22 protein-coding genes are annotated in these 22,344 nt (G+C 48.6%); 19 read left to right on the top strand and 3 right to left on the bottom strand.

The annotated features are described in order from the left end of the window. The first annotated feature begins 59 nt into the window (after nucleotides 1-59). The 11 genes from BK127_RS01700 to BK127_RS01655 all read left to right on the top strand — a co-directional run bounded on the left by BK127_RS01700 (nucleotide 60) and on the right by BK127_RS01655 (nucleotide 14,345). Entirely contained in the window at nucleotides 60-2,393 is a 2,334-nt protein-coding gene (locus BK127_RS01700; protein ID WP_076227917.1) for a helix-turn-helix domain-containing protein, read from the top strand. A gap of 15 nt (nucleotides 2,394-2,408) precedes the next feature. Further along, nucleotides 2,409-3,464, top strand: a complete 1,056-nt coding sequence (locus BK127_RS01695; protein ID WP_179097349.1) for a hypothetical protein — start codon at nucleotides 2,409-2,411, stop codon at nucleotides 3,462-3,464. A 35-nt stretch (nucleotides 3,465-3,499) separates the two neighbouring features. Beyond that, on the top strand, nucleotides 3,500-6,184 hold the full coding sequence (locus BK127_RS01690; protein WP_083688965.1) for an alpha-mannosidase: 2,685 nt from the start codon (nucleotides 3,500-3,502) through the stop codon (nucleotides 6,182-6,184). Between the two features lie 258 nt (nucleotides 6,185-6,442). After that, entirely contained in the window at nucleotides 6,443-6,607 is a 165-nt protein-coding gene (locus BK127_RS43540; RefSeq protein ID WP_179097348.1) for a hypothetical protein, read from the top strand. An 11-nt stretch (nucleotides 6,608-6,618) separates the two neighbouring features. Beyond that, the gene (locus tag BK127_RS01685) at nucleotides 6,619-8,010 is read left to right on the top strand and encodes a glycoside hydrolase family protein (protein ID WP_144026333.1); all 1,392 of its coding nucleotides are present in this window, start codon (nucleotides 6,619-6,621) and stop codon (nucleotides 8,008-8,010) included. A 71-nt stretch (nucleotides 8,011-8,081) separates the two neighbouring features. Beyond that, nucleotides 8,082-8,852 (top strand): hydroxypyruvate isomerase family protein, encoded by a 771-nt coding sequence (locus BK127_RS01680; RefSeq protein ID WP_076227910.1) that lies wholly within the window; start codon nucleotides 8,082-8,084, stop codon nucleotides 8,850-8,852. Between the two features lie 132 nt (nucleotides 8,853-8,984). After that, a complete protein-coding gene (locus BK127_RS01675; RefSeq protein WP_076227908.1) occupies nucleotides 8,985-9,893 on the top strand; it encodes an aminoglycoside phosphotransferase family protein in 909 nt (302 codons plus the stop codon). Nucleotides 9,894-9,950: 57 nt separating this feature from the next. Continuing rightward, nucleotides 9,951-10,412: a VanZ family protein gene (locus tag BK127_RS01670; protein ID WP_076227906.1), complete on the top strand. Its 462-nt coding sequence runs from the start codon at nucleotides 9,951-9,953 to the stop codon at nucleotides 10,410-10,412. A gap of 32 nt (nucleotides 10,413-10,444) precedes the next feature. Next, nucleotides 10,445-11,899: an MATE family efflux transporter gene (locus tag BK127_RS01665; protein WP_083688964.1), complete on the top strand. Its 1,455-nt coding sequence runs from the start codon at nucleotides 10,445-10,447 to the stop codon at nucleotides 11,897-11,899. 423 nt (nucleotides 11,900-12,322) lie between these two features. Beyond that, nucleotides 12,323-12,910 carry a histidine phosphatase family protein gene (locus BK127_RS01660; protein ID WP_083688963.1) on the top strand — a complete coding sequence of 196 codons (588 nt, stop codon included), beginning with the start codon at nucleotides 12,323-12,325 and terminating at the stop codon, nucleotides 12,908-12,910. 178 nt (nucleotides 12,911-13,088) lie between these two features. Next, the gene (locus tag BK127_RS01655) at nucleotides 13,089-14,345 is read left to right on the top strand and encodes an aspartate kinase (protein ID WP_076227904.1); all 1,257 of its coding nucleotides are present in this window, start codon (nucleotides 13,089-13,091) and stop codon (nucleotides 14,343-14,345) included. A gap of 14 nt (nucleotides 14,346-14,359) precedes the next feature. Here the strand turns inward: BK127_RS01655 and BK127_RS01650 are convergent, their stop codons facing one another. The 3 genes from BK127_RS01650 to comA form a co-directional block, all read right to left on the bottom strand. Further along, nucleotides 14,360-14,824: a DUF441 domain-containing protein gene (locus tag BK127_RS01650; protein ID WP_076227902.1), complete on the bottom strand. Its 465-nt coding sequence runs from the start codon at nucleotides 14,822-14,824 to the stop codon at nucleotides 14,360-14,362. A gap of 79 nt (nucleotides 14,825-14,903) precedes the next feature. Continuing rightward, the gene (locus tag BK127_RS01645; RefSeq protein ID WP_076227899.1) at nucleotides 14,904-15,644 is read right to left on the bottom strand and encodes a 2-phosphosulfolactate phosphatase; all 741 of its coding nucleotides are present in this window, start codon (nucleotides 15,642-15,644) and stop codon (nucleotides 14,904-14,906) included. A 93-nt stretch (nucleotides 15,645-15,737) separates the two neighbouring features. Beyond that, nucleotides 15,738-16,571 carry a phosphosulfolactate synthase gene (comA, locus tag BK127_RS01640; RefSeq protein WP_076227897.1) on the bottom strand — a complete coding sequence of 278 codons (834 nt, stop codon included), beginning with the start codon at nucleotides 16,569-16,571 and terminating at the stop codon, nucleotides 15,738-15,740. Nucleotides 16,572-16,716: 145 nt separating this feature from the next. On the opposite strand from comA, the gene BK127_RS01635 reads away from it, so the two are divergent. From BK127_RS01635 to spoIIIAG, 8 genes are all read left to right on the top strand, one after another. Next, nucleotides 16,717-17,043 carry a YqhV family protein gene (locus tag BK127_RS01635; RefSeq protein WP_256711134.1) on the top strand — a complete coding sequence of 109 codons (327 nt, stop codon included), beginning with the start codon at nucleotides 16,717-16,719 and terminating at the stop codon, nucleotides 17,041-17,043. Between the two features lie 109 nt (nucleotides 17,044-17,152). After that, on the top strand, nucleotides 17,153-18,214 hold the full coding sequence (spoIIIAA, locus tag BK127_RS01630; RefSeq protein ID WP_076227895.1) for a stage III sporulation protein AA: 1,062 nt from the start codon (nucleotides 17,153-17,155) through the stop codon (nucleotides 18,212-18,214). After that, complete coding sequence (gene spoIIIAB, locus BK127_RS01625) at nucleotides 18,208-18,726, top strand: stage III sporulation protein SpoIIIAB (RefSeq protein WP_076227893.1); 519 nt, start codon at nucleotides 18,208-18,210, stop codon at nucleotides 18,724-18,726. Before spoIIIAA ends, spoIIIAB begins: the two co-directional genes overlap by 7 nt. A 45-nt stretch (nucleotides 18,727-18,771) precedes the next feature. Continuing rightward, entirely contained in the window at nucleotides 18,772-18,975 is a 204-nt protein-coding gene (gene spoIIIAC / locus BK127_RS01620; RefSeq protein ID WP_076227891.1) for a stage III sporulation protein AC, read from the top strand. 10 nt (nucleotides 18,976-18,985) lie between these two features. Further along, the gene (gene spoIIIAD, locus BK127_RS01615; RefSeq protein ID WP_076227889.1) at nucleotides 18,986-19,375 is read left to right on the top strand and encodes a stage III sporulation protein AD; all 390 of its coding nucleotides are present in this window, start codon (nucleotides 18,986-18,988) and stop codon (nucleotides 19,373-19,375) included. Nucleotides 19,376-19,411: 36 nt separating this feature from the next. After that, complete coding sequence (spoIIIAE, locus tag BK127_RS01610; protein WP_083689014.1) at nucleotides 19,412-20,695, top strand: stage III sporulation protein AE; 1,284 nt, start codon at nucleotides 19,412-19,414, stop codon at nucleotides 20,693-20,695. Between the two features lie 39 nt (nucleotides 20,696-20,734). After that, entirely contained in the window at nucleotides 20,735-21,595 is an 861-nt protein-coding gene (spoIIIAF, locus tag BK127_RS01605; protein WP_076227887.1) for a stage III sporulation protein AF, read from the top strand. 68 nt (nucleotides 21,596-21,663) lie between these two features. Beyond that, nucleotides 21,664-22,296: a stage III sporulation protein AG gene (gene spoIIIAG / locus BK127_RS01600; protein ID WP_076227885.1), complete on the top strand. Its 633-nt coding sequence runs from the start codon at nucleotides 21,664-21,666 to the stop codon at nucleotides 22,294-22,296. Nucleotides 22,297-22,344: the final 48 nt, after the last annotated feature.

Here is a 22,344-nt window from a genome sequence, read left to right as displayed (position 1 = left end):
CTTTCCAATGTTTCATACAAGTCCGGTGCTGCACGAAATCGCTGCTGGGGAGGGACCGGATGAATAATCATCATCGCATCAACTTTTTCAAAAAATTATTTTTATTTTGCTTCTGCATAGGGATTGTGCCTGTGATTACATTGGGCTATTTCTCTTATGCCAAGTCCTCTGCGCTTTTGCTCGACAAAGCGAACAGAAGCAGTGCGGAGTCGGTAGAGCAGACGCGGCTGCGATTCGAGCAAAAAATGAAAATGGTTGATAATACACAAACTCAATTCATTGGTGCATCTGCAGTCATCTCGGCGATGGAACAGCGGCTGGATAGCAGTAATTATTTGTTGTATGAGGACTTGATTCAATCGATTCATCGTCTGCAAACGTATGAGTTCGGTTTGGCGGAGGTGTATCTGGTTAACCTTTATCAGGATTGGATTTTGGATAGCCGAGGTCAAAGCTCGTTTGAGCAGCATTATCTGGCAAAGTCGATTGACGCGTATGTGGGCATTCCGAAAGCTTCCTTCTGGGCTTCCATGAAGCTGCCCTGGTATGAGGACGGCAACCCGCTCCAATGGAATATGGCTCTTGTCAAAAAGATTCCTAACAATTCGATCAAACCGATGGGGTTGCTTGTAGCCATCCTTCCCTGCATAGAATTGAACAAGATGCTGCCTCAGGGCGGTGAGCCCGGCGAGTTTTATGTGCTGGACGATAAGCTGAGGGTAATTGCTTCCGCCCATCCTGAGCAGGTCGGCATCGATCTTTCGAAGGATCCCGTGATCGGTCAAATTCAAGGCGAGCAGCTGGAGGCTAACCAATTTCAGACGGATATTGGAAATGAGGCCTATGGGATCACTTATCGAAAATCCAGTTACAATAGCTGGACGTATGTGAATAAAATTCATATTAGGGATATCAAGCAAGAATCAAGAGCTATTGGCTGGCTGACCATCGCGATCTGTTTAAGCCTGCTGCTTTTTCTGCTCCTGTTATCCTTTCAAGGGTCTCGACAGCTGTACCGACCTATTCGCAGGCTGTATGACATCGTCTTAAAGGCACCGGATACGCCCAAATTATCGCCCAGAAAAGATGAGCTGTCCTGGATTGAATCCAAGCTGCACATGCTGCTTAGCAATCAGGCTCAAATGAGCCATCAGCTAAAGGAGTTTTTTGTGCATAAGCTGCTGCAGGGCGCGGTCGGTGCGAATGAGATTATGGAAAGATCCGATTCACTGGGGCTGTCTTCCTGGAAGTCCATGAGAGTCCTGTGCGTGAGGATCGATACGATGGAAAGCACGAATTACAATGAATGGGATCGGGATTTGCTGTTGTTCGCTATACACAATATTACAAGCGAGCTCATTGCAGCAGAGCTGCGCCTGCCACCTGTCGTGATCAATGAATTTCAGGTTACGGTTATAGGAAGCCATGCCGAGCATCCGGGGGAATCCAAGGCAGAGGCCTATGAACAGGGGAAAGCGATTCAAACGGCGATTCAAGACTATTTGAAGCTGTCCGTCAGCATGGGCATCAGCTCTGCAATTACGCATCCGGCCGATATGCCTGGCGCATTTCTGGAGGCCAAGGAAGCGTTGGCGTATGGGGTTCGACTTGGATACGAATCGATCCTGTTTCTTGAGGATATGCACTCTCCCTTGATGACTGTACCGGTTACGTTTCCACAGCATATCGTCAGCGAGCTAACGGAACAGATCAGGCTGCTGGACGAAGGAAAGGCTAATCTGCTGATTGAGGAGTTTATGGCGGTGGTGGCCGATAAATCCATCAGTCATCAGGAGTTTCAGCTTTATCTGATGCGGCTTCTGGTCGAGCTGCTGCGTTTGTATCAAGACAATGGCGGGCAGATGCAGGACCTCGTGCTCAATGAAAAAGCAGTTGTAAGCGAAATGTTTCTGTTGAAGTCCAATAAAGAAATCGTGGTCTGGTTTCAAATGTCCGTCATCAGACCGTTAATCGCCCACATCGAGCAGCGCAGGGATTCGCTGTATACCAGCATATCTGATCAAATTCTAACCATCATTCACAGCGAGTATGATACCCCGTTAACACTGGAGTTGTGCGGTGCGAGGCTGAGCTACCACCCGGAATATGTGGGTCGTGTCTTCCGCAAGGAGACGGGCTTTGCCTTCGGTGAATATTTGTCTGGATATCGTCTGCAAATAGCGAAGAAGTGGTTGGTTGAGACGGATATGACCGTAACGGAGATATCTGAGAGATTGATGTACAACAAGCCACAAAATTTTATCAGGTATTTCCGTAAAATGGAGCAGATTACACCCGGTCAATATCGGGAGTTGTTTCACAGCAAATCCAAACGGGCAGCGGAGCAGCAGGAGACATCAAGCGCTGAAACCTTTGCCGCTAAAAAGGAGTGAATGCTAATGCTTACCATGAACACGTATAAAGATTCGATGACAGGCTGCCGGATTCAGACAATCGGACAGTCAGGTACCGATACGAGTCATTATTATTTTACGGCTATGACCTGGCTGGCAGACAGTCGAAGATTGATTGCCAGCACCCAAATCGACGCTGACAAGAAATGCAGCTACGTGCTGATTGACACAGAAACCGGTCATTCAACGGTTATTGCGAATGGGGAGCAGTGGGCGGGCGGCGTTGTTTCCTCGGATGACAAGCTGTACTTTCCACGTGACAATTCGGTCCAAGGCATCGATTTAAACACGTTGAAATCCTGGACCGTGTGCGAGCTGCCATCTGGAGATTATTTCGGGGAGCCGCTTTCCGTGTCTGATGATGCCACAGTTCTCGGCGTGTATGGAATGCTCGGCGGACAATCGTTTATCGGAACTGTGGATGTGGCTGCCGGAAAGCTGACTCATCAGATAGCGCCCGGGTTCGCCCAACCCTATGAGATCGCTAACCATGCGATGGTTAATCCCGTTTACGATCATTTGGTCTTGTTCGCCCATGAGGGAAAGACGGAGCACATCCCTGACCGCTTGTGGCTCTACGATACCGTGGCCTCTAAACTGAGCAATATATATGAACAGCAGCAGCAGGACGGTAGCCTCGGTGAATATATAGGGCATGAGATGTGGGCGGCTGATGGGGAGGGCGCTTATTTTGTCAGGTATACATCCAGTCCGATCACGCCAACCGGCATTTATTATGTGGATAGGCACCGGAGCCAGGGGGTATTTATAAACGGGGATTATGGCTATTGGCACGCTGCTGCTAGTCCTGACGGCAATTGGATCGTTGCGGATACACATGAGCAGCCGTCCAAACTCGTGCTGATTGACCTTCGCGATCATTCGTCCAGAGTGCTAACCGAAGTACGGTTATGGTGGAACCATCCAGGGCATCCCCATCCTTCGTTCAGTCCGGACAGCCGTAAGGTAACCTATACATTTGCCGATGATGAGAATCATTTATGGATCGGCATTATCGATATTTATGAAGAGCTTGAAACAAAGACCTAAAAGTTGACCAGCAGTCAAGGAAGGGAGCAACGATTGTGAAAAAGCCCGAAGGTAAGCAGGAAACCGCAACCCTTAATAACATGGAACACTATGCATCCGATGCAGCGGCTTCCGACAATGCACTGAAGCCGGTCGTGCATATGATTGGCAACGCGCATCTGGACCCGGTATGGCTCTGGCGCTGGCAGGAGGGCTTTGCCGAGATCAAGGCGACGTTCCGCTCTGCACTCGACCGGATGGTGGAATTTCCCGAATTTGTGTTTACGTGCGCGGGAGCCTCCTGCTACAAATGGATAGAAGAAAATGAACCCCGTATGTTTGCAGAAATTGTGAAGCGGGTAGCCGAAGGGCGGTGGGTCATTGTCGGCGGCTGGTGGGTTCAGCCGGATTGCAATATTCCGGCAGGAGAGTCGTTTGCAAGGCATTCACTCTATGGTCAGCGCTACTTTCTGGAGCGTTTTGGCATGTCGGCGAAGGTCGGCTACAATGTCGATTCCTTTGGCCATCATGCCATGCTGCCGCAGATTCTCAAGCTGAGCGGTATGGACAGCTATGTATATATGCGGCCCGAGGAGCATGAGCAGCACATTCCGGCCAATCTGTATTGGTGGGAAAGCATGGATGGCAGCAGAGTCATGACGTACCGGATTCCATGCGGTTACAATACGCATCAATTTGAAACCTCGGAGCCCAAAATCATGAAGGTGCGGGAAATCGCCGAGCAGCAGCAGACCGACCAAATGTGCTTCTACGGGGTTGGCAATCATGGAGGCGGACCGACTATTGCCAATTTGCATGAAATCCGCGCCGTCAAGGAAAGGCCTGGTGGCGAAGCGATCCTGCTCAGCTCACCGGACGCTTATTTTGAGCGCATGCAAGCGCATGGTCCGATCTTGCCGGTCGTCACGGGTGAACTGCAGCATCATGCCAGCGGCTGCTACTCTACCCATTCGGAGACCAAGGCTAGCAATCGTAAGACAGAGCACAGGCTGATGACGGCGGAGAAGCTGTCTGCCTTGGCGTACCGTCTGCTCGGACACGATTATGACTCCGCACAATTTCAAAAAGCCTGGGAATGTGTGATGTTTAATCAGTTCCATGACATTATGGGCGGCTGCAGCATCAAGGAAGCTTATGACGATGCGCGAGAAGCTTACGGTTATGCGCAGCATATCGCTTCCATTTCGTCCAATGCGGCCCTGCAAAGGATATCGTGGTCGATCAATACGATGCGCCCGGGCATTACCTTTCTGGATAAAAATAAAGACCGCACCTTGTGGGAACAAAACGACAGCGGGATTCCGGTTGTCGTGTTCAATCCCTTGTCCTGGGACGTGGAGGCACCGGTGGTCGTTACCCAACAGATGAAGGGCATCACCGACGAAGAGGGGAATCCCGTTGTCATTCAGCATGTACGCGCCTCGCGAACGAACGGGGGAGATAAATACGACACGCTCTTCAGGGGAGTGATTCCGGCCTTCGGCTACCGGGTGTACTGGATTTTCCGCAATCAAACGTTTACTGTCACCGATCCGGAAGCCGGTGTGGGTACAGATCCGAATAGCGGAAACGCTGCATCTCAGACCCCGTACGAGCAAACGCCAAAGGATGCACTACTAGTCTCTTCGCAGGGGGCGGAAGCTTTTCTCGAAAATGCATGGGTGCGTCTTGAATTCGATCCGCATACCGGTTACGTGAAAAGCTTGTTTGATAAAAGAGCCAGAATCGAAATCGTAGATGGCCGCTTGGCTGTGCCTCTTGTCATGGATGAGCATGACTGCGATACGTGGGGGCACGGCAAGCTGGAGTTCCGCAATGAAATCGGGCGTTTTACCGATGCCACGGTGAAGGTCGTTGAATCGGGACCGCTGCGGGCTACATTAAGAGTAACAAGCCGGTACGGGAATTCCACGCTTAGACAGGACTTCATGTTATATAAGGATAGCCCGGATATCCAGGTAAAAGCCAAGCTCGACTGGCAGGAGAAGCACAAGCTGTTGAAGCTGTCTTTCCCGACCCGTATTCACGAACCGAAAGCAACGTATGAAATTCCTTATGGCTATCTGGAGCGCCCGGTAAATGGCGAGGAAGAGCCGGGTCAGCAGTGGGTCGATGTGAGCGGATGGCTTGTATCCAGCAGAGCGGCTTCAACGAATTCGCCTATGGAAACTGCGGCAGCAGGCTGCAGCTACGGGTTAACGCTGCTGAATGATAGTAAATACAGCTTTGATGTAAAGAATGCCGACCTGCGTATGACGATTGTGCGCGGAGCAATTTTTGCCGACCATTATGGTAAGCGGGATGATCTATGCGAATATATGGATCAGGGTGTTCAGGAGTTCGCCTATGCCCTGGTGCTGCATGCCGGAACTTGGCAGGAGGCGAGTATTATCCGCAAAGCCTATGAGTGGAATGTCCCTCCGGTTCACATTGTAGAAACATATCATGAAGGGTCTTTGCCACAAAAGTGGAGTGGCATACATTTGTCTACAGACCAGATTGCAGCCACTGTTTTTAAAAGGGCAGAGGAAGGTAATGGATACATATTGCGCTGCTATGAAGCGCATGGTTTGGAGACGGATGTGACAATCGAGCTGCCGATGCTTGGACGCTCATGGCAGTCTAGGTTCGGACGCTGCGAGATTAAAACCTTTTACATTCCGGATGCTTCCGACTTGCCTGTAGTCGAGACGAATTTTATTGAACTGCCCTGGACATGAGGGCATAACGAATTCGGCCAATTATGTGGTGGGAGACTTGGTTATCCCAATTAATAAATTAAGCGGCAAGGTCGGGAAATTCGGCCTTGCTTTTATTTGTATATCCCCGAATGGTCAGACGGGACTGCTTCTGAAAAAAAGATAACTAAGGCGTATAAAAGCTTAACTGACACCTATCTTTTTTTAGGGTGCACTTCGTTATGATAAATGTGATCGCAGGGATGGGTTTGCTGTGATCTGAATTTAAATTCGGAGAGGATGATGGATATGCCGCAAAAGCTTATTGCCCAAGAACCGAGAATATGCACGTGTGAAACTTATGAAGACCGTCCGCTGCTTGTCAATGAAGTGAGGGTACTTACTGAATACGCATCGCCGAAGATGGGCGTTAGCTTCGTACAGGAAAGCGGTCATGAAGCATGAGTCTGGAGCCTGTGAATTCAAGCATAACGAATAGTGGCACCCATACAACGATTTTGTTCCTGGACGATTGGCAGCTAAGCAGTATTACGAATATGGATCGCAAGGTTGGCAAACCCAAATGGATTCGGGAAGGGACGCTGGTCGATGGATTGACGGAAGGCACATGGAACTTTCCACTTGTCGTCTATGAGCCGGATTTGCAGCTGTGGAAGGCAGTTTACTGCGGTGCAGTTGATTTTGAACCCGTAAGAGCTAACAAAAACCGTTTTCTGCGCAATCAGATCCTGCTGTATGCCGAGAGTTCGGACGGGGTGCACTGGGTGAAAAAGGACGTAAGCGACCAAGCATCATTTCCGGGTAAGCGGTATGCAGCTAATCAGGTATTTGGTCTTGATGAACACTGTGATGGTGCACCAGTATTTTATGATCTTCATGAGCGTGATCCTGAGCGCCGGTGGAAATACTTTTTTGCCAGCCATCGCAAGCAGTTTCTGGCTGTTTCGCCTGATGCTATCCATTGGAAGGTGGAGGCTATTCCTCTTGACGAGGTAACGCTTGATTCACCGATCACGTGCTTCTATAATGATGTTAAAGGTACTTATGTGCTTTCCCGCCGTGTTCATAACGGAGACAGACGTATTGCGCTGTTTGAAACCATGGATTTTCGCACTTTTACTCAACCGGAAATTGTGATTCATCCCGAGCCGCATGATCCTCCATTGGTCCAGTTCTATGGAATGCCCGTTTATAAATACGAGCATTTGTTTATGGGGCTACTCTGGATGTTTCATACGAATCCGGGAGAAATCGAGTACCACAAGGATTTTGGTCCGATTGATTGCTCGCTGGCGTACAGCATGGACGGCCGGCATTTTTTTCGTGCGCTACATGAACCCTTTATCCCACGAAATGAGCGCGGTGAGCACGGCGGCGGCAGTATATATACGAGTACGATGCTGCAAGCTCCAGATGGTCATCTGCGTTTTTATTCGGGTGGGTCAAAGGCGGAGCATTTTCAGGATCAAAATCTCGACGATGCGGCCCTGCTGCTGCATGAGCTGCGCAAGGACGGTTTTTTTTATATGGAAAGCCATGCCATGATAGGCAGGGTCATGACACGCTGCGTTGATTTTGGCGGGAATGGTCTGAATCTTAATGTCCGTGCACCGTATGGAAGGATCAGGGTGCAGTTGTCCGAAGCGCAGGGCAAGCCGCATGATGGCTTCGCCTTTGACGATTGTGTACCGTTCTGTGGTGACACTACTGCGTATAGTCCAGTATGGAAATCAGGCAGGCTCCCATCGGCGCTGCATGGAATTCGGACGCATATTGAAGTGGAGGTAACTTCGGGAGAGCTGTATGCCATTCGCGGCGACTTTGAGATTCAAATCGGATCGAAATAAAAGCTTGCGCAAGTAACCTTGAAACCTTTATGCGAAAACGAGAAAAGGCTTACAAAATCAGGAGGTACACAATGATCTACTCGCCATCAATTGATGCTGTGTTCAGGAACAGCGGTTATGATCTGGACAAGATTTTGCGAACAGTCAAGGAGCTTGGTTTTACGGCTTTTGAATTTTGGGGCTGGGGAAATCGGGATATCGATTTGATGGAGAAGTTGGTTCAGGAGCTGGACCTGCATGTAGGTTCCTTTTGTACCAAGTCAATTTCACTGCTTGATCCAGCGCTTCGCGATTCATTTGTAATAGGGCTGGAGGAAACATTGGTGATTGCCAAGCGGTTGAACTGCAAGTATTTGATTGCAGTAACGGGGAATACGCTTGATGGGGTTTCACGAGCAGAACAGCACCAAAGTATCATCGACGGATTAAAGGCTTGTGTTCCCTTGCTGGAAGCGGCAGGCGTTATTCTGGTTCTGGAGCCGCTGAATACGAAGGTCAATCATCCGGGATATTTTCTTGAAACCTCTGCAGAAGCGTTGGCTATCATTGCCGAGGTTGGCAGCCCTAACGTAAAGCTGCTTTACGATGTGTATCACCAGCAAATTACCGAGGGTGATCTGACGCCAACAATTAGCGCCAATATCGGGCAGATCGGATATATTCACGTCGCTGATCATCCCGGGAGGCATGAGCTGGGAACAGGAGAAATTGCCTATCCTTTTGTTATGAACAAGCTGCGAGAGCTTGGATATACCGGCTATGTGGGACTGGAGTTTATTCCTACAGGGACACCGGAGGATGGTTTGAGAGCTTGTCTTGCGCAGTTAGATAAGCGTTTATAATTAGAAAGAAGCAATCATAGTATGTAAGTGACTAGACAAGAAGGCCTCGTTTCCGTTAGCGGTCAAGAGGCTTTTTGATCTGAACCGTTAATCGATATGTGAATTTCACGCCAAATAAAGGGGATGAACAGATTGATTCAGCTACCCGAGAAATTTATTCATACCATAATGGGCGTACATCAGGAAAAAGGCACTTTGTGGCTGGAGCATTTTGAAGAGCTTATCCAATACTGCGAGAACCGATGGTCTTTTCAAGTACAGGCGGCTTATCCGCTTTCTTTCAACTTTGTTGCGCCTGTGCTTTTTCACAATGGTACGGAAGCTGTACTCAAGCTGGGAGTTCCCAACAAGGAATTAATCACGGAAGCGGAAGCACTGCGCATGTACAAGGGGAATGGTTGTGCCAGACTCTGGGATGCGGATACCGATAAAGGTATTTTGATTCTGGAAAAAGCCACCCCAGGGCACACCCTGAAAACAGTCGTAGATGATGATGAGGCGGTACGACTGGCCTCAGCCGTAATGAGGAAGCTGCAAGTACCCCCGCCGCTGCGCCCTTTGTTTCCATCGACAGCAGATTGGGCCAAAGGCTTCGACAAGCTCCGTACCCGTTACCATGGCTCCACAGGACCCTTGCCGGAACGCATGGTGCGTAAAGCGGAGGAATGGTTTGCGAAGCTTCACAAGACTTGGAGAAATCCACAGCTGCTGCATGGTGATCTTCACCATGAGAATCTGCTGTCAGCCGAACGTGAGCCTTATATCGCTATCGACCCTAAGGGTCTGATTGGCGAGCTTGAATATGGCGTCATTTCTTTTTTAATGAACAACTTGCCAGAGAAGCACCCAATCGACATCATGAGACGAAGAATTGAGCTGTTTAGTACAGAGTTGACATTAGATCCAGTAAGAGTAATGACTTGGGGCTACTGCCATACGGTACTTTCTGCCTGGTGGTGTGTGGAGGATCAGGTTGGCGACCCCCTGAAATCACTGGAGCTGGCCGCTGTTTTTGAGAAGTTATTGGAAGAAAAAGCATAAGATGCGCGTACTAGTCCAGTCTATTAAGGGCATGCTCTGCTGATTGAATAATAAAGGATGCGGGACAGATTGACATCACTAAGGTTTAAAAACAAGCTGTACAGGAGTTTGGCAATCTTTATTTTTACAGGATATGGTCTATTTATGTGTTATTTATTGTTTTTCGGATTCTCCAGAGCTGCCAGAACGGAAAGAATGATGAACCTGGTTCCTTTTAAAACGATTTCCAATTATATTACAGGATTTCATCATTACAATTTGGATACGTGGGTTATTAACCTGTTTGGAAATGTGGCAGCTTTTGTTCCGTTTGGTTTTTTGGTGCCACTGGTTTTCCCGGGCGTTCGGAGCTACCTACAAATCATTACCCGGTTTTTTCTGGCGCTGCTGGCTGTCGAATCGATCCAGTGGTTATTCCATGTTGGCAGCTTTGATGTTGATGATATTTTGTTGAATATAATCGGCGGATTGATCGGATTTGCCATGCTGCAAAGAGTTCGTCGTTTGAATAAGAGATGAAGCATAAGCTGTATAATGCCTGATGACGGAAAATGAAAGAAGGAACACGTTTGCCGCAGCAAATCGATAATGAGAGCGTTTCAGCGACGCCGCCTGAGCCACGCAAGTACAAACGTTTGCTCGATCCACAAGTGCTGTTAAAGCTGGAGACAGGCGGGAAGAAGGAAATCCGTAAAGTGATTTTGCAGCTGGCGGGACCTTCACTCGTTGAAAACATGATGATGAATCTGCTTCAAATGATTGTGATGATCATGGTCGGGCATGTGGGTGCGGAGGCAGTCACGGCGGTTGGCTTGACGAATCAACCTGTGTTTTTTGCATTGGCGATCTTTATGGCATTGAACATAGGTACGACTGCGATTATTGCAAGAGCTATGGGAGCAGGTAATGTGGAAGAGGCTACACTAACGGCTCAGCAGACGTTTATGCTCAGCTTACTGCTGAGTGTTGTGGTCATCTCGCTTAGCTACATATACGCCGAAAATATTCTCGTGCTGCTCGGTGCGACCAGCGATGTTCTTGCCGAGGGACTGAGCTATGCGAAAATGATGTTTGTGTCGCTCAGCTTTACGGTCATTTCGACAAGCCTGTCAGCCATTTTACGCGGAGCCGGGGACACCAGAACCCCAATGAAAATCAATGTATTGTCGAATATTCTCGTTGTCATTCTTGGATATCCGCTTATCTATGGAATTGGCTCCATTCCGGGCATGGGACTGATCGGTGCTGCTGTGGCTACGGTGGTAGCGCGGGCTATTTCTACCTTGTGGGTAGTCTTCGTGTTATTTGGAAAAGGGTCAATTATTAAGCTTTCCTGGAGGAAGCTGATGGTTGTCGATTACCCGATGATCCGTAGAATTGTCAAAATCGGCCTGCCATCAGCGGGGGAGCAGCTTGCTCTCCGAGCAGGGCAGCTTGTATTTACTTTGGTACTGAGCGGTTTGGGTACGGCAGTGTTCGCGGCGCATACGATTTGCTTCAACATAATGGGGCTTACCTTTATGCCGGGGATGGCTTTTTCGCTTGCGGCCAGCACGTTGGTGGGTCAAGGGTTGGGAGCGGGAAAGCCCGAGCTTGCGGAAAAATTCGGCTGGGAGACCAGCAGGTTCGGACGCATTTTTGCCGGTATTATGGGCGTCGTGTTTATTGTGTTCGCACCTTACATTATGATGCTGTACACCCATGATGCGGCTGTTATTAGCGCGGGGGCGAGTGCACTACGTATTATTGGGCTGATCCAAACCTTTCAGGCGTCGCAGTTCATCCTGGCAGGCGCGCTCCGCGGGGCTGGCGATACCCGGTTTCCCTTGATTTCGACTTTTGTTGGTGTGTTTATATTTCGGGGTATGCTCAGCCTGTTGTTTGTGCTCGTTTTTCACTGGGGGATTATCGGTGCCTATTTATCGATTGCGGTCGATCAGGTTGTCCGAACTGCCATTATTTACTTCCGTTACAAGAGCGGTAAGTGGAAAATGGCGGCTGTTTAGAAGTGCGGTGAATAAAGAGCGGAGCGGCCAAATGATCCTGGAGAAGCGTTAGCGTTCGCCTTTGTTTCCGTACTTTTACCGCAAAATAACTTATAAAATGAATAAAAATACGGAAACAACAGCGATCGGAGGGATATTTGGCCGCACAGCGGGACTTATTCACGGCACTTCCAGACTTGCCCAAGTTACAGTCATACAACTACATGTCGATGATGTTGAATTGAATGGCTGCAGAACCTTCCTTGAGAGGAGGTTTTTTTGTCATTCGTAGCGATTCTGCAGCATAGGGACCTGGGTATATAGTAAATAGCTGGATGCATGCAAAAAGATTGGAGCCTAAGCATCAAGATTCCGTCGAATCATGGATATGAGGCAGGCTGAGCCTGCATAAAATAAGATAACAACCAGAGAGGGTGATCCCGGATGGAGATCGTTTTTGTATGTCATGGTCAAGGCGAGCACACACAGCAAATACCAGAAAGCTACAAAATGGAGAATCCCGGACTAACAGATTACGGTAAGCATCAGGCTGAGCGCCTGAGAACGATCATGCCTCTGACAGAACGCCATGCCGTCATAGCGAGCCCAACAAGACGCACGCTGCAAACCGCGCAGCTTTGGTGTAAAGGTTCGCACGCGCTTCGTTATGTTCATCCGGCTGCGGGTCCTCGACAATTTCCGCAGCGCTTTGATTTCCAAACCTTGCCTTGCGATGAAATGCTGGAGCCTTCCTGCTTATCCAATTGCTATAGTGACTTTTCGCTGCCTCAGGATGTACCGCCCTATATGTGGCTGCAAGGCATCAATACACTGCCTAATCTGCTGTTTGAGAAATGGGCCGAGCAATTTATAAACTGGTGTAGAAAACTGGAGAAGGATACACTTTACATCGTTTCTCACGATGGAACGATAGCCTCGTATATGCAGCTGATAACCGGAACAAAGCTGACTCGCAGAGATCTGCTGCCTGATGCAGGATGGATTCCGGTGTCCTCTTACCAAAAAGTTTGATGGGCGATTTCCCGCTTTCAGGTAGGAAAGTGTGGAAGCGGCCCAAGACAGCTCCGTCATCGCTGCATGTTCAAATATACACCGCAGGGAGAGGAGCATTTTTGTGCTTCATCCTTTACTGCTGATATGCTATAATAATACATTGTGATGTAAAAGTTTCGGTTAGGGAGTGAACAGTTTGTCTCTTATAGTAATGAAATTCGGTGGAAGTTCGGTTGGTGACGCAGAACGGATGAAGCGCGTAGCGGGTCGTATCGTAGAGAGACAGCGCGAAGGTCATCAATGTGTGGTCGTTGTTTCAGCAATGGGAGATACGACAGATGATTTGATTGACTTGACGAAGCAAATCAGCTCGTCGACACCTCCGGCCAGAGAAATGGATATGCTGCTGAGCACGGGTGAGCAGGTATCGGTAGCATTATTGTCGATTACGATTCAGAGCATGGGTCAACCGGCAATATCATATACGGGCTGGCAGGCTGGGATGTACACAGAGCCTGTTCATGGAAAAGCGAGAATTTCGGATATTCAACCGGAACGTATATTTAAAGCACTGGAGCAGGGGAATGTAGTCATTGTTGCGGGCTTCCAAGGTATGACGCAGGAAGGCGAGATTACAACTTTGGGACGTGGTGGCTCCGATACGACAGCTGTAGCGTTGGCTGCTGCGATTAAAGCTGACGTATGTGAGATTTTCACCGATGTGGATGGAATTTATTCCACTGATCCACGTGTGGTCAAATGTGCTCGCAAGCTTCCGGAAATTACGTATGATGAAATGCTGGAGCTCGCCAATCTGGGTGCTGCTGTACTGCATCCGCGTGCTGTGGAATACGCCAAAAATTACAATGTGCCGCTGGTCGTCAGATCCAGCTTTAACCATAATGAAGGTACCCAAGTCAAGGAGGAAGCAGCAATGGAGCAAGGTATCGTAGTACGCGGAATCGCAAGCGATAAGAATGTAGCAAGAATCAGTATTCTTGGTGTGGAAGATAAACCGGGTCAATTGGCCAAAGTATTTACTGCACTGGCTAAAGAGCAGATTGACGTGGATATTATTGTACAAAGTGGTGTTCTGAATGGTGTTGCTGACTTCTCATTTACCGTAGCGCTTTCCGATAAGGACAAAGCTGTCAAAGTCATTGAAGACATTCGCAGCACTGTGAACTTCCATGAAGTCTCATCCCAGGAAAATCTGGTGAAGGTATCCATCGTTGGTGCCGGCATGGTCAGTACGCCAGGTGTAGCTGCCAAAATGTTCGAGGTCATTTCGGATCTGGGTCTAAGCATCAATATGGTCAGTACGTCTGAAATTAAAACCTCATGCGTGATTGACAACAGTCGTTTGCCGGAAGTGATTCAGGCGCTGCATACTGCTTATGGCTTGGACACTGAGCAGCAGGCATTTGTCGGAGGACCTTCCGACAGACGTTAATTATGATCTTCCTCTTATCTTAGCTTATCGAATAAAAAGGTGAATACCTTTAACAAAAAAGCTGTAATTCCAGCAGCCATTAAGGGCCCGACAGGAATGCCGCGCAAAAAAATAATACCGAAAATCGAACCGATGACAAGACCCACAATTAATTGTGGGTCTATTTTTAATAAGCTTAATCCTTTTCCGTTCATATAGGTAGCGATGGCCCCGCCCAGCAGCGCCAGTATACCTGGCCATGTCGTAAACATACTGGCTACGTCTTTGAGTGATATTTTCTCACTGGCAAACGGAACCAGCACGCCCATGGTTAAAAATAACAGCCCCAGCTCCAATCCTCTGCGTTCAATGGTCGGTAAATAACGATCCAGGCTGACCAGCTTGATAATCAATAGCACGCAGGCTGCTGTAGTGATGATGTTCGAGCGTCCAATTAGGCCGATTATAATAAGCGCAACCAGTAATATATCCCCATTCATAGCAAGAACTCCTTGTCTCATGGATTTCACTTTTACTGTATGAGACAGGCAGCTATTTCATGTTCATTTCATTAAAGGTTTAATGCAGCTGTTTAACCGGCAATAAGGTCAAACGCCCACCCTGCATGATAGGGACGAGAGGGATGAGATTCATTCGTGAGCAGTAGATGACATCCTCGCGGAAACCAAGCTTATCCAGCCGTTTACCGTTACTGCTTTTTAACAAAGCTTCTGTCATGGCGGATTGTACTTGCCGGAATGCGTGCAGCTGACATAAGCCCAGATCATCAACATTCACAGGCTTGCCTTGCCCTGACAGTCCTTGTAATTCCTCGATAAGTTGACCCGCACAGATGCCGTCCTCGAATGCAAATATGTCTTGCGTACCCGAGCACAAGATGACGATATCTTTATTTAAGGCTGCCGCTTCTATGGCGCAGGCTCTGCCGTTAAGCAGTGAAGCGATAAGTACGGTACCGGATCTGTTAGCTTTCTGGATAGCACGTGTACCGTTGGCGGTCGTAAGAATAATCGTTTTACCAGCAACTTTGTCATCCATATACTCAAATGGGGAGTTGCCAAGATCAAAACCCGGGATTTTTTTACAGTAGCGTTCCCCACCGGTTAGCCAGTCCTGTTGTTCTAATAGAAGGTGCTTGGCTTGCAGAACCGTTTCGACCGGATAAATTGCATCGCACCCATGAGCCAAGGCTGTCAGCATGGTACTGGTAGCTCGCAGCACATCAATGACAATAACGGTTTTGTTCACTAGGTCATCCGAACGCGCCTCGTTGACACTGGGAATGACGGTAATATCCATTGATGCTATCCTCCTAAAGTTTTGCTTAAGCAAAACTGGCTTCGTAAGCGATACTACGGTTTTGCCTAAGCAAAACTGACCTCGTAAGCTTCCTTATATAACCCAATCTCCGACGTAGGCACAAGGTGCCTCCAGACCAAAATGCATCGTATCCGAACGCAATCCTCTACGCAGCGCCTCCAGAGAAATCAAATCCTGTGGGGCTACATTGCCCAAATGAATATCGCTTCCAAGAAGATTTAATAGATGGACCTGCTGCTCCTTCTGAGGAGCTTCCCACAGCAGCAGATGCTTGGAAGGCACACGTTCCAGCACCTTGACGATGTCCTGCTCCTTACACTCACCATGCTCATCATAAATGCCGACGCCTTTACCTGACTCCCGACCCTCGATCGTAATCAGGCTGGCACCCAGCTCAGCATCTATAGTAACCGTTTCAATCAATGCATCAATTTCGATAGAGGAGCCCCACAGTTTTTTGCCGTATTCGGTAATCACTGTGAACCCTTCCTCTGCAGCGCGAGTAATAAGCTGACTGCGCAGATTCCTGTCCAGCTCAATCGTGCCATCGGAAATTTCAACACCGTTAAAGCCCATAATCGAGATCATATCGAAAAACTCATCTACCGCGTCCTGCTGAATAGCAACCTCCAAAAACGTACCACCAGGGTACACGATAATATTGTGCTTTTTGGCCATCTCGATTTTGCGCTTCAATATGTCCGTTTCATACAGCGGTGATGTGCCAAATCCGATTTTGAGCATATCGACATAAGAACCCGCCGTTTGCAGCAAATCGTCAAGCGCATGAATTCCCAGGCCTTTATCGATCACCATGGTTTTACCGAGCATTCTTGGTTTGTCAGTCCGTTTACCTGACGGATCGCTGAGCAGTGGATGCCATTTTACCTGTGTCGTTGCTTCCATGTTTTATCGCCTCGCTGTTACTTGGATTGATTACTTCGTCATCATATGCATCAGGAGGTAGTGATGTGCCCATTATGCCTAAAAGCAGACATGTCCGCATAGAGTTGAATGAGAGGCTGAAATAGAAGAGTTCCCTTACAGCAAGATGCAATTGTTCCAAATGTCCCCTTATGATCTGAACACACTAAGAAAGGAGAGGGGAAAGCTGATTAATAAAATTGTATTAAGTATGGCCGCACTTCGTTTGATGTCAGGTAGTATCGAGATCATTGCCGCACTTCTGATGCTCCGTTATAACCAGATTGAAAAAGCTTTGATGGTTAACACCGGACTGGCTATGGTAGGACCCTTCGTGCTGCTGACGACTACCACTCTAGGGCTAGTAGGGCTTGCGGATAAGCTGTCAGTAGGCAAAATGCTCTGGGTGCTTGTTGGTGTCAGCTGCATCTTTATCGGGATTTTGAGAAAATAACTGGTCATATTTGAGTGGGCCAAGCATACACATAATTTAGTGAACGGAAGAATAATCTGACCGAACAGCAGTGTGGGTTCACTGCATTTTAAATGAAGGGGATGGGTGGATGCAGTCACTACTTCAGCTATTTTCAGTTTCATTACGTCAAAGACTAGCAGCGCTACCCTCTCAAATTGTACAGGATTTGCAAGAAATTCGGGTTCGCGAGCAGCGCCCTCTTGAGATTGGCTGGGGAAGGCAATACAGCTTTGTTTCACAGACAGGCGGACTAACTAACGATCCAGCTGAGGCTTATAGGCCGAATCGAGAGGATTGCGCCGCGCTGCTGGAGATGTTGACGCAGCATTCGCTGTATACCTTTGAGGAGGAGCTGCGAAGAGGCTTTATTACGGTTGCGGGTGGGCACCGCATCGGGTTGGCTGGGCGGACAGTGCTGGAGCAGGGCAAGGTCAGGCTGCTGAAGGACATCAGCTCTTTCAATATCCGGGTTGCCAAGGAGCATAAGGGCTGCGGCGATCAAATTTTACCTTATGTGACCGATTCAACAGGACAAGGCTCTATTCTTCATACCTTGATCGTATCCCCGCCTCAGCAGGGGAAAACGACCCTGATTCGTGATTTGGCAAGGATTATCAGCAGGGGTCCCGTTACTGGCAGCGGCTCGGCACTTCGACGGGGATACAAGGTAGGAATCGTGGACGAGCGATCTGAGATCGCCGCATGCGTCCGTGGAGTGCCGCGCTTTGAACTGGGTCCGCGTACGGATGTGCTGGATGGCTGCCCAAAGGCAGAAGGGATGATGATGATGATTCGATCCATGTCTCCAGAACTGCTGATAGTGGACGAGATTGGCAGACCTGAAGATGCAGCAGCTATCCATGAAGCGATTCATGCCGGTATCGCCGTGATGGCCACCGCACATGGTTTGAATTATGACGATATTTCAAGAAGGCCCGTATTAAAGGAATTGCTCCATGATCAGGTTTTTAAGAGGATCGTTGTGCTGAGCAATCAATCGAGTGTAGGAGCACTGGAAGGTATCTACGATGGTCAAGGGCGAAGATTGAATACTTCCACCAAAGGCAGTCATGCTCTCACAGTCGCTGTTGATCAGGAACGAACAATGACCACACGCTCAGGTCAACCGTCAGGGATCACCTTATGCTGAAGCTGCTGGGAGCCATGATGATTATGCTGTCGGCAACGTTATTCGGTTTTTATCAGGCACAACGATTTTCGCGAAGACCCAGGCAAATTTCCGATCTGATCCGATCCTTGCAGCGGTTGGAAACAGAAATGACCTATGGCTTGACCCCGCTACCTCAAGCACTGCTGCAGGTCGCAAACGCCTGCCCGCAACCAGTCAGTCATCTGTTCCGCTATACCGCAGAACAATTGAAAGTAGCTGCAGGTCGGACAGTACAGCACATATGGCAGCAAGCGATAGCTGAACATTGGCAATATACGGTGTTAAAAACGGGTGAACAGGAAATTCTCAGTCAGCTGGGGAGCACACTAGGACTATCGGACAGCGCCGATCAGGTCAAGCATATCCGACTGGCGGTTCAACAGCTGCAGGGTGAACTCGAAACGGCAGTGGAGGAACGCAAAAGGTATGAAGGAATGTGGCGCAGCCTTGGGCTGCTGATGGGAGCGCTGGTCGTCATATTGATGTATTAGAGGGATGGGATCAAGGGTTTACAGGTTAGAGGTGAGGTGCCGTGAATGAACGTTGACGTGAGTGCGATATTTCAGATAGCCGGAATCGGAATTATTATCGCGATGATTCACACCGTACTGAAGCAAATGGGCAAAGAAGATATGGCGCATTGGGTAACATTAATCGGATTTGTTGTCGTGCTGTTTATGGTTGTCAGAATGCTGGACAGCCTGTTCAAGGAAATCAAAACTATTTTCTTATTCCAGTAGGTGAATCGTCTTGGAGATCATACAAATAGTGGGCCTGAGCCTGTTCGCCACCGTTCTCGTTCTGATCATCAAGGAGCAAAAGCCGATGTTTGCTTTTCTGATCGTCGCGTTTACGGGCATCACCATCTTTTTGTTTCTTATCGGCAAAATATCAACGGTCATTCAGGTACTGGAGGATTTAGCGACTAAAGCCAGCATAGATATGATTTTCCTTAAAACTATTCTCAAAATTGTAGGAATTGCCTACATTGCCGAATTTGGTGCCCAGATTGTTAGAGACGCGGGTCAGGAATCGATTGCCTCCAAGATCGAGCTATCCGGCAAAGTATTAATTATGGTGATGGCGATTCCCATCGTATCCGTCATTATAGAAACGGTCGTGAAGCTGCTTCCAGCCTAACTTAAAGTCGCATGGTTCCAGGAGATGAAGCTAATGATGCCCTACAAGACTTGGAAACGATATACCTCCACACCGCTTACAGCTACCCTTTATGGAGACAGAAACAAATTGGGGATCAAACGGGGTTGGCTGCTGCTGGTATGCTTCCTGTACCTGTTCATAGGGGGGCTGGGTGGCATTGGATTTACGAATGTGACAGCAGGTACAGATCAAGTTGAAGCTGCTGGTCCGGTCGAGCAAATCATCAAGGAAGAGGCCGAACGGCTGCAAACCGATCCCGTTGAGCAGTATTGGACCAAGCTGATGCAAACGTATGGAGGTTACTTTCCGGAAAGCAAGACACCGACCTTTAACGAGCTGTTGACCGGGGCCAAGGATTTTCAGATGAGTACGATCTTATCCGGTATTTTTCGTTATTTCTTCCATGAGCTCGTATATAATGGCAAGCTGCTGGCGTCCATCGTCGTGTTATCCATATTCAGTATGCTGCTCGAGACACTGCAGAGCTCCTTTGAAAAAAACAACGTCAGTAAAGTGGCGTACGCGATCGTTTTTATGGTGTTGATGATCATGGCTGTTAACAGCTTCACGGTTGCCATCGGTTATGCGAATGCGGCAATCAGCGAGATGATCCATTTTATGATCGCGATAGTCCCGCTTCTGCTAACACTGCTGGCTTCGATGGGCAATATGGTTTCCGTTTCTGTCCTGCACCCGTTAATCGTATTTATGATCCACGCAGTTGGGACGGGCATTTATCTGATTGTATTCCCGCTGCTGTTCTTTTCAGCCGTGCTGCATATTGTTAGCTCCTTGTCTGACAAATACAAGGTAACCCAGCTGGCTAACCTGCTCAGAATGATAAGTGTGGGGTGTCTTGGAGTCTTTATTACCGTATTTCTCGGAGTCATTTCAGTTCGTGGGGCAGGCAGCGCCATCGTGGACGGAGTCACAATCCGCACAGCCAAATATATTGCCGGGAACTTCGTACCTGTCGTAGGTAAAATGTTCTCGGACGCCTCGGAGACGGTAATAGGCGCTTCACTACTGGTTAAGAATGCTGTGGGACTTGTCGGACTGGTTATCCTGCTCATTTTGTGTGCTTTTCCTGCATTGAAAATAATGGCGTTAGCCTTGATATACAACCTGTCAGCAGCCGTCATGCAGCCGCTTGGGGATAGTCCTATCATTGCTTGTCTGGATACGATAGGAAAAAGCCTGATTTATGTTTTTGCCGCCTTGGCCGTGGTTGGATTGATGTTTTTTCTGGCAATTACGATGCTTATAGCAGCAGGCAATCTTTCTGTGATGATGCGATGATCGTCGCACGCAGATAGGGATGACAGAGGAGGGAATAGGATGGGCTGGCTTTCCGATTGGTTGAAATCGATCATTATGGTGATCCTGCTCGCGACTTTTGTGGACATCCTGCTGCCGAATCAGACGATGCAGCGTTATGTGAAAACAGTCATCAGCCTTTTTATTTTGCTCACCCTGCTTCAACCGCTTTTTTCCTTGTTTCAAAAGTCGACCTCCGTTGATCTCATGCTGAGCCATGCACAATCGCTTTTTCAAGACAATTCGGCATCGGGAGCGGCCTTGCCAGTTTTCCAGGCTTCATCGCCAGCGTCGCAAGCAGGAGGTCCGGGACAAACATTGCAGCAGTTACAGACACAAGGGTCGGCCGGCAGCATGCAGACACTCGGAAGTATTCAACAGCAGGCGGAAACACTGAAAATGCAGCAGGAGGAGCGCTCCCAGAAGCTGATGCAGCAGCAAATCATTACTTTAATGAAACAAAATATTGAACAAACGCCGGATTTTAAGGTAGGGGATTTGAAGCTGGAAACCGGTAAGGATGCAAACGGACAGATGCAAATCCGCAGCATCCGTTTACAAGTCGCTTATCGACCGGCTTCGGTCCCATCCAAGATGCAGACGCAGACGGTTAACACCTTTCAGGTAGAACCTGTTAAGCCCGTAGATATTTCGATAGAAGCGAGCAGTGGTCAGATCGATAGTATCTCATTGGGAGGAGGAGACAACAGGCAGACAGATAGTAAAGCAGTAAAAGCTAACGGCTCTACAGGGAATAAACAGAAGCCGAAGCCAAGTACCGGCTTTGAGCAGCAGCAATCACAAATCCGCATGCTGCTCAGCAAGACGTGGCAGGTTCAGGAGGACCGTATAGATGTAGAGGTTACAGGGGAAAAGCTTTAGCTGATCAGGTTAATCAGAACGGCGGGCATTCATTCAATCAGGGAAGGGTGCAGGAGGAGGTGGAACCGATGGGAAGTCTGATGAAATGGATCGAGAAATGGCTCGGTGGTGGGCCGAATGGAACCAAACGAATACAGACATTTCGCTGGCTGCTGCTGCTTGGGCTGGTGGGAGCGGCGTGTATGGTGCTTAATTCTTTTATTCATGTCAAGGATGTGGATCCTATCGGGGAAGGCCGAGCTTCTCCTACAGAGACAGCCAAGCCTGTATTTGGTTCCTCAAGCAAGGAACGGAGCACCTTTCGTGAATATGAGGAAGCCTACCAATCACAGCTGAAGGAGTTGTTGAGCAAAATTGTCGGTGTGGGTGAGGTGGAGGTATTGGTAACGATTGATTCTACCGAGGAAATTGCTGTCGAGCGCAATACGAAGGATACCCAGCAGGTAACAAATGAGAAGGATCAGCATGGTGCAACCCGCCATATCAGTGATGTCACACGAAGTGGGGAAGTGGTCATCTACGAGGTTTCAGGGGGGAAACAGCCGCTTGTGACCAAAACGATCAAGCCCAAAATCAGAGGCGTTGTCGTTGTGGCCAAGGGAGCCGAAAATCTGACCGTCAAAAAAATGATGACCGAGGCTGTGGAGAGAGGGCTGGACGTTCCTGCCAACCGTATTTCCATACTCCCCCGTAAACAATAGACGTCAGGTTTTCTACGAAAACTCAGTAAAGCTTACGAAGCCAGTTTT

It is taken from the genome of Paenibacillus sp. FSL H7-0331 (genome assembly GCF_001956045.1).
This window is presented reverse-complemented; position numbering and strand designations above follow the sequence as displayed.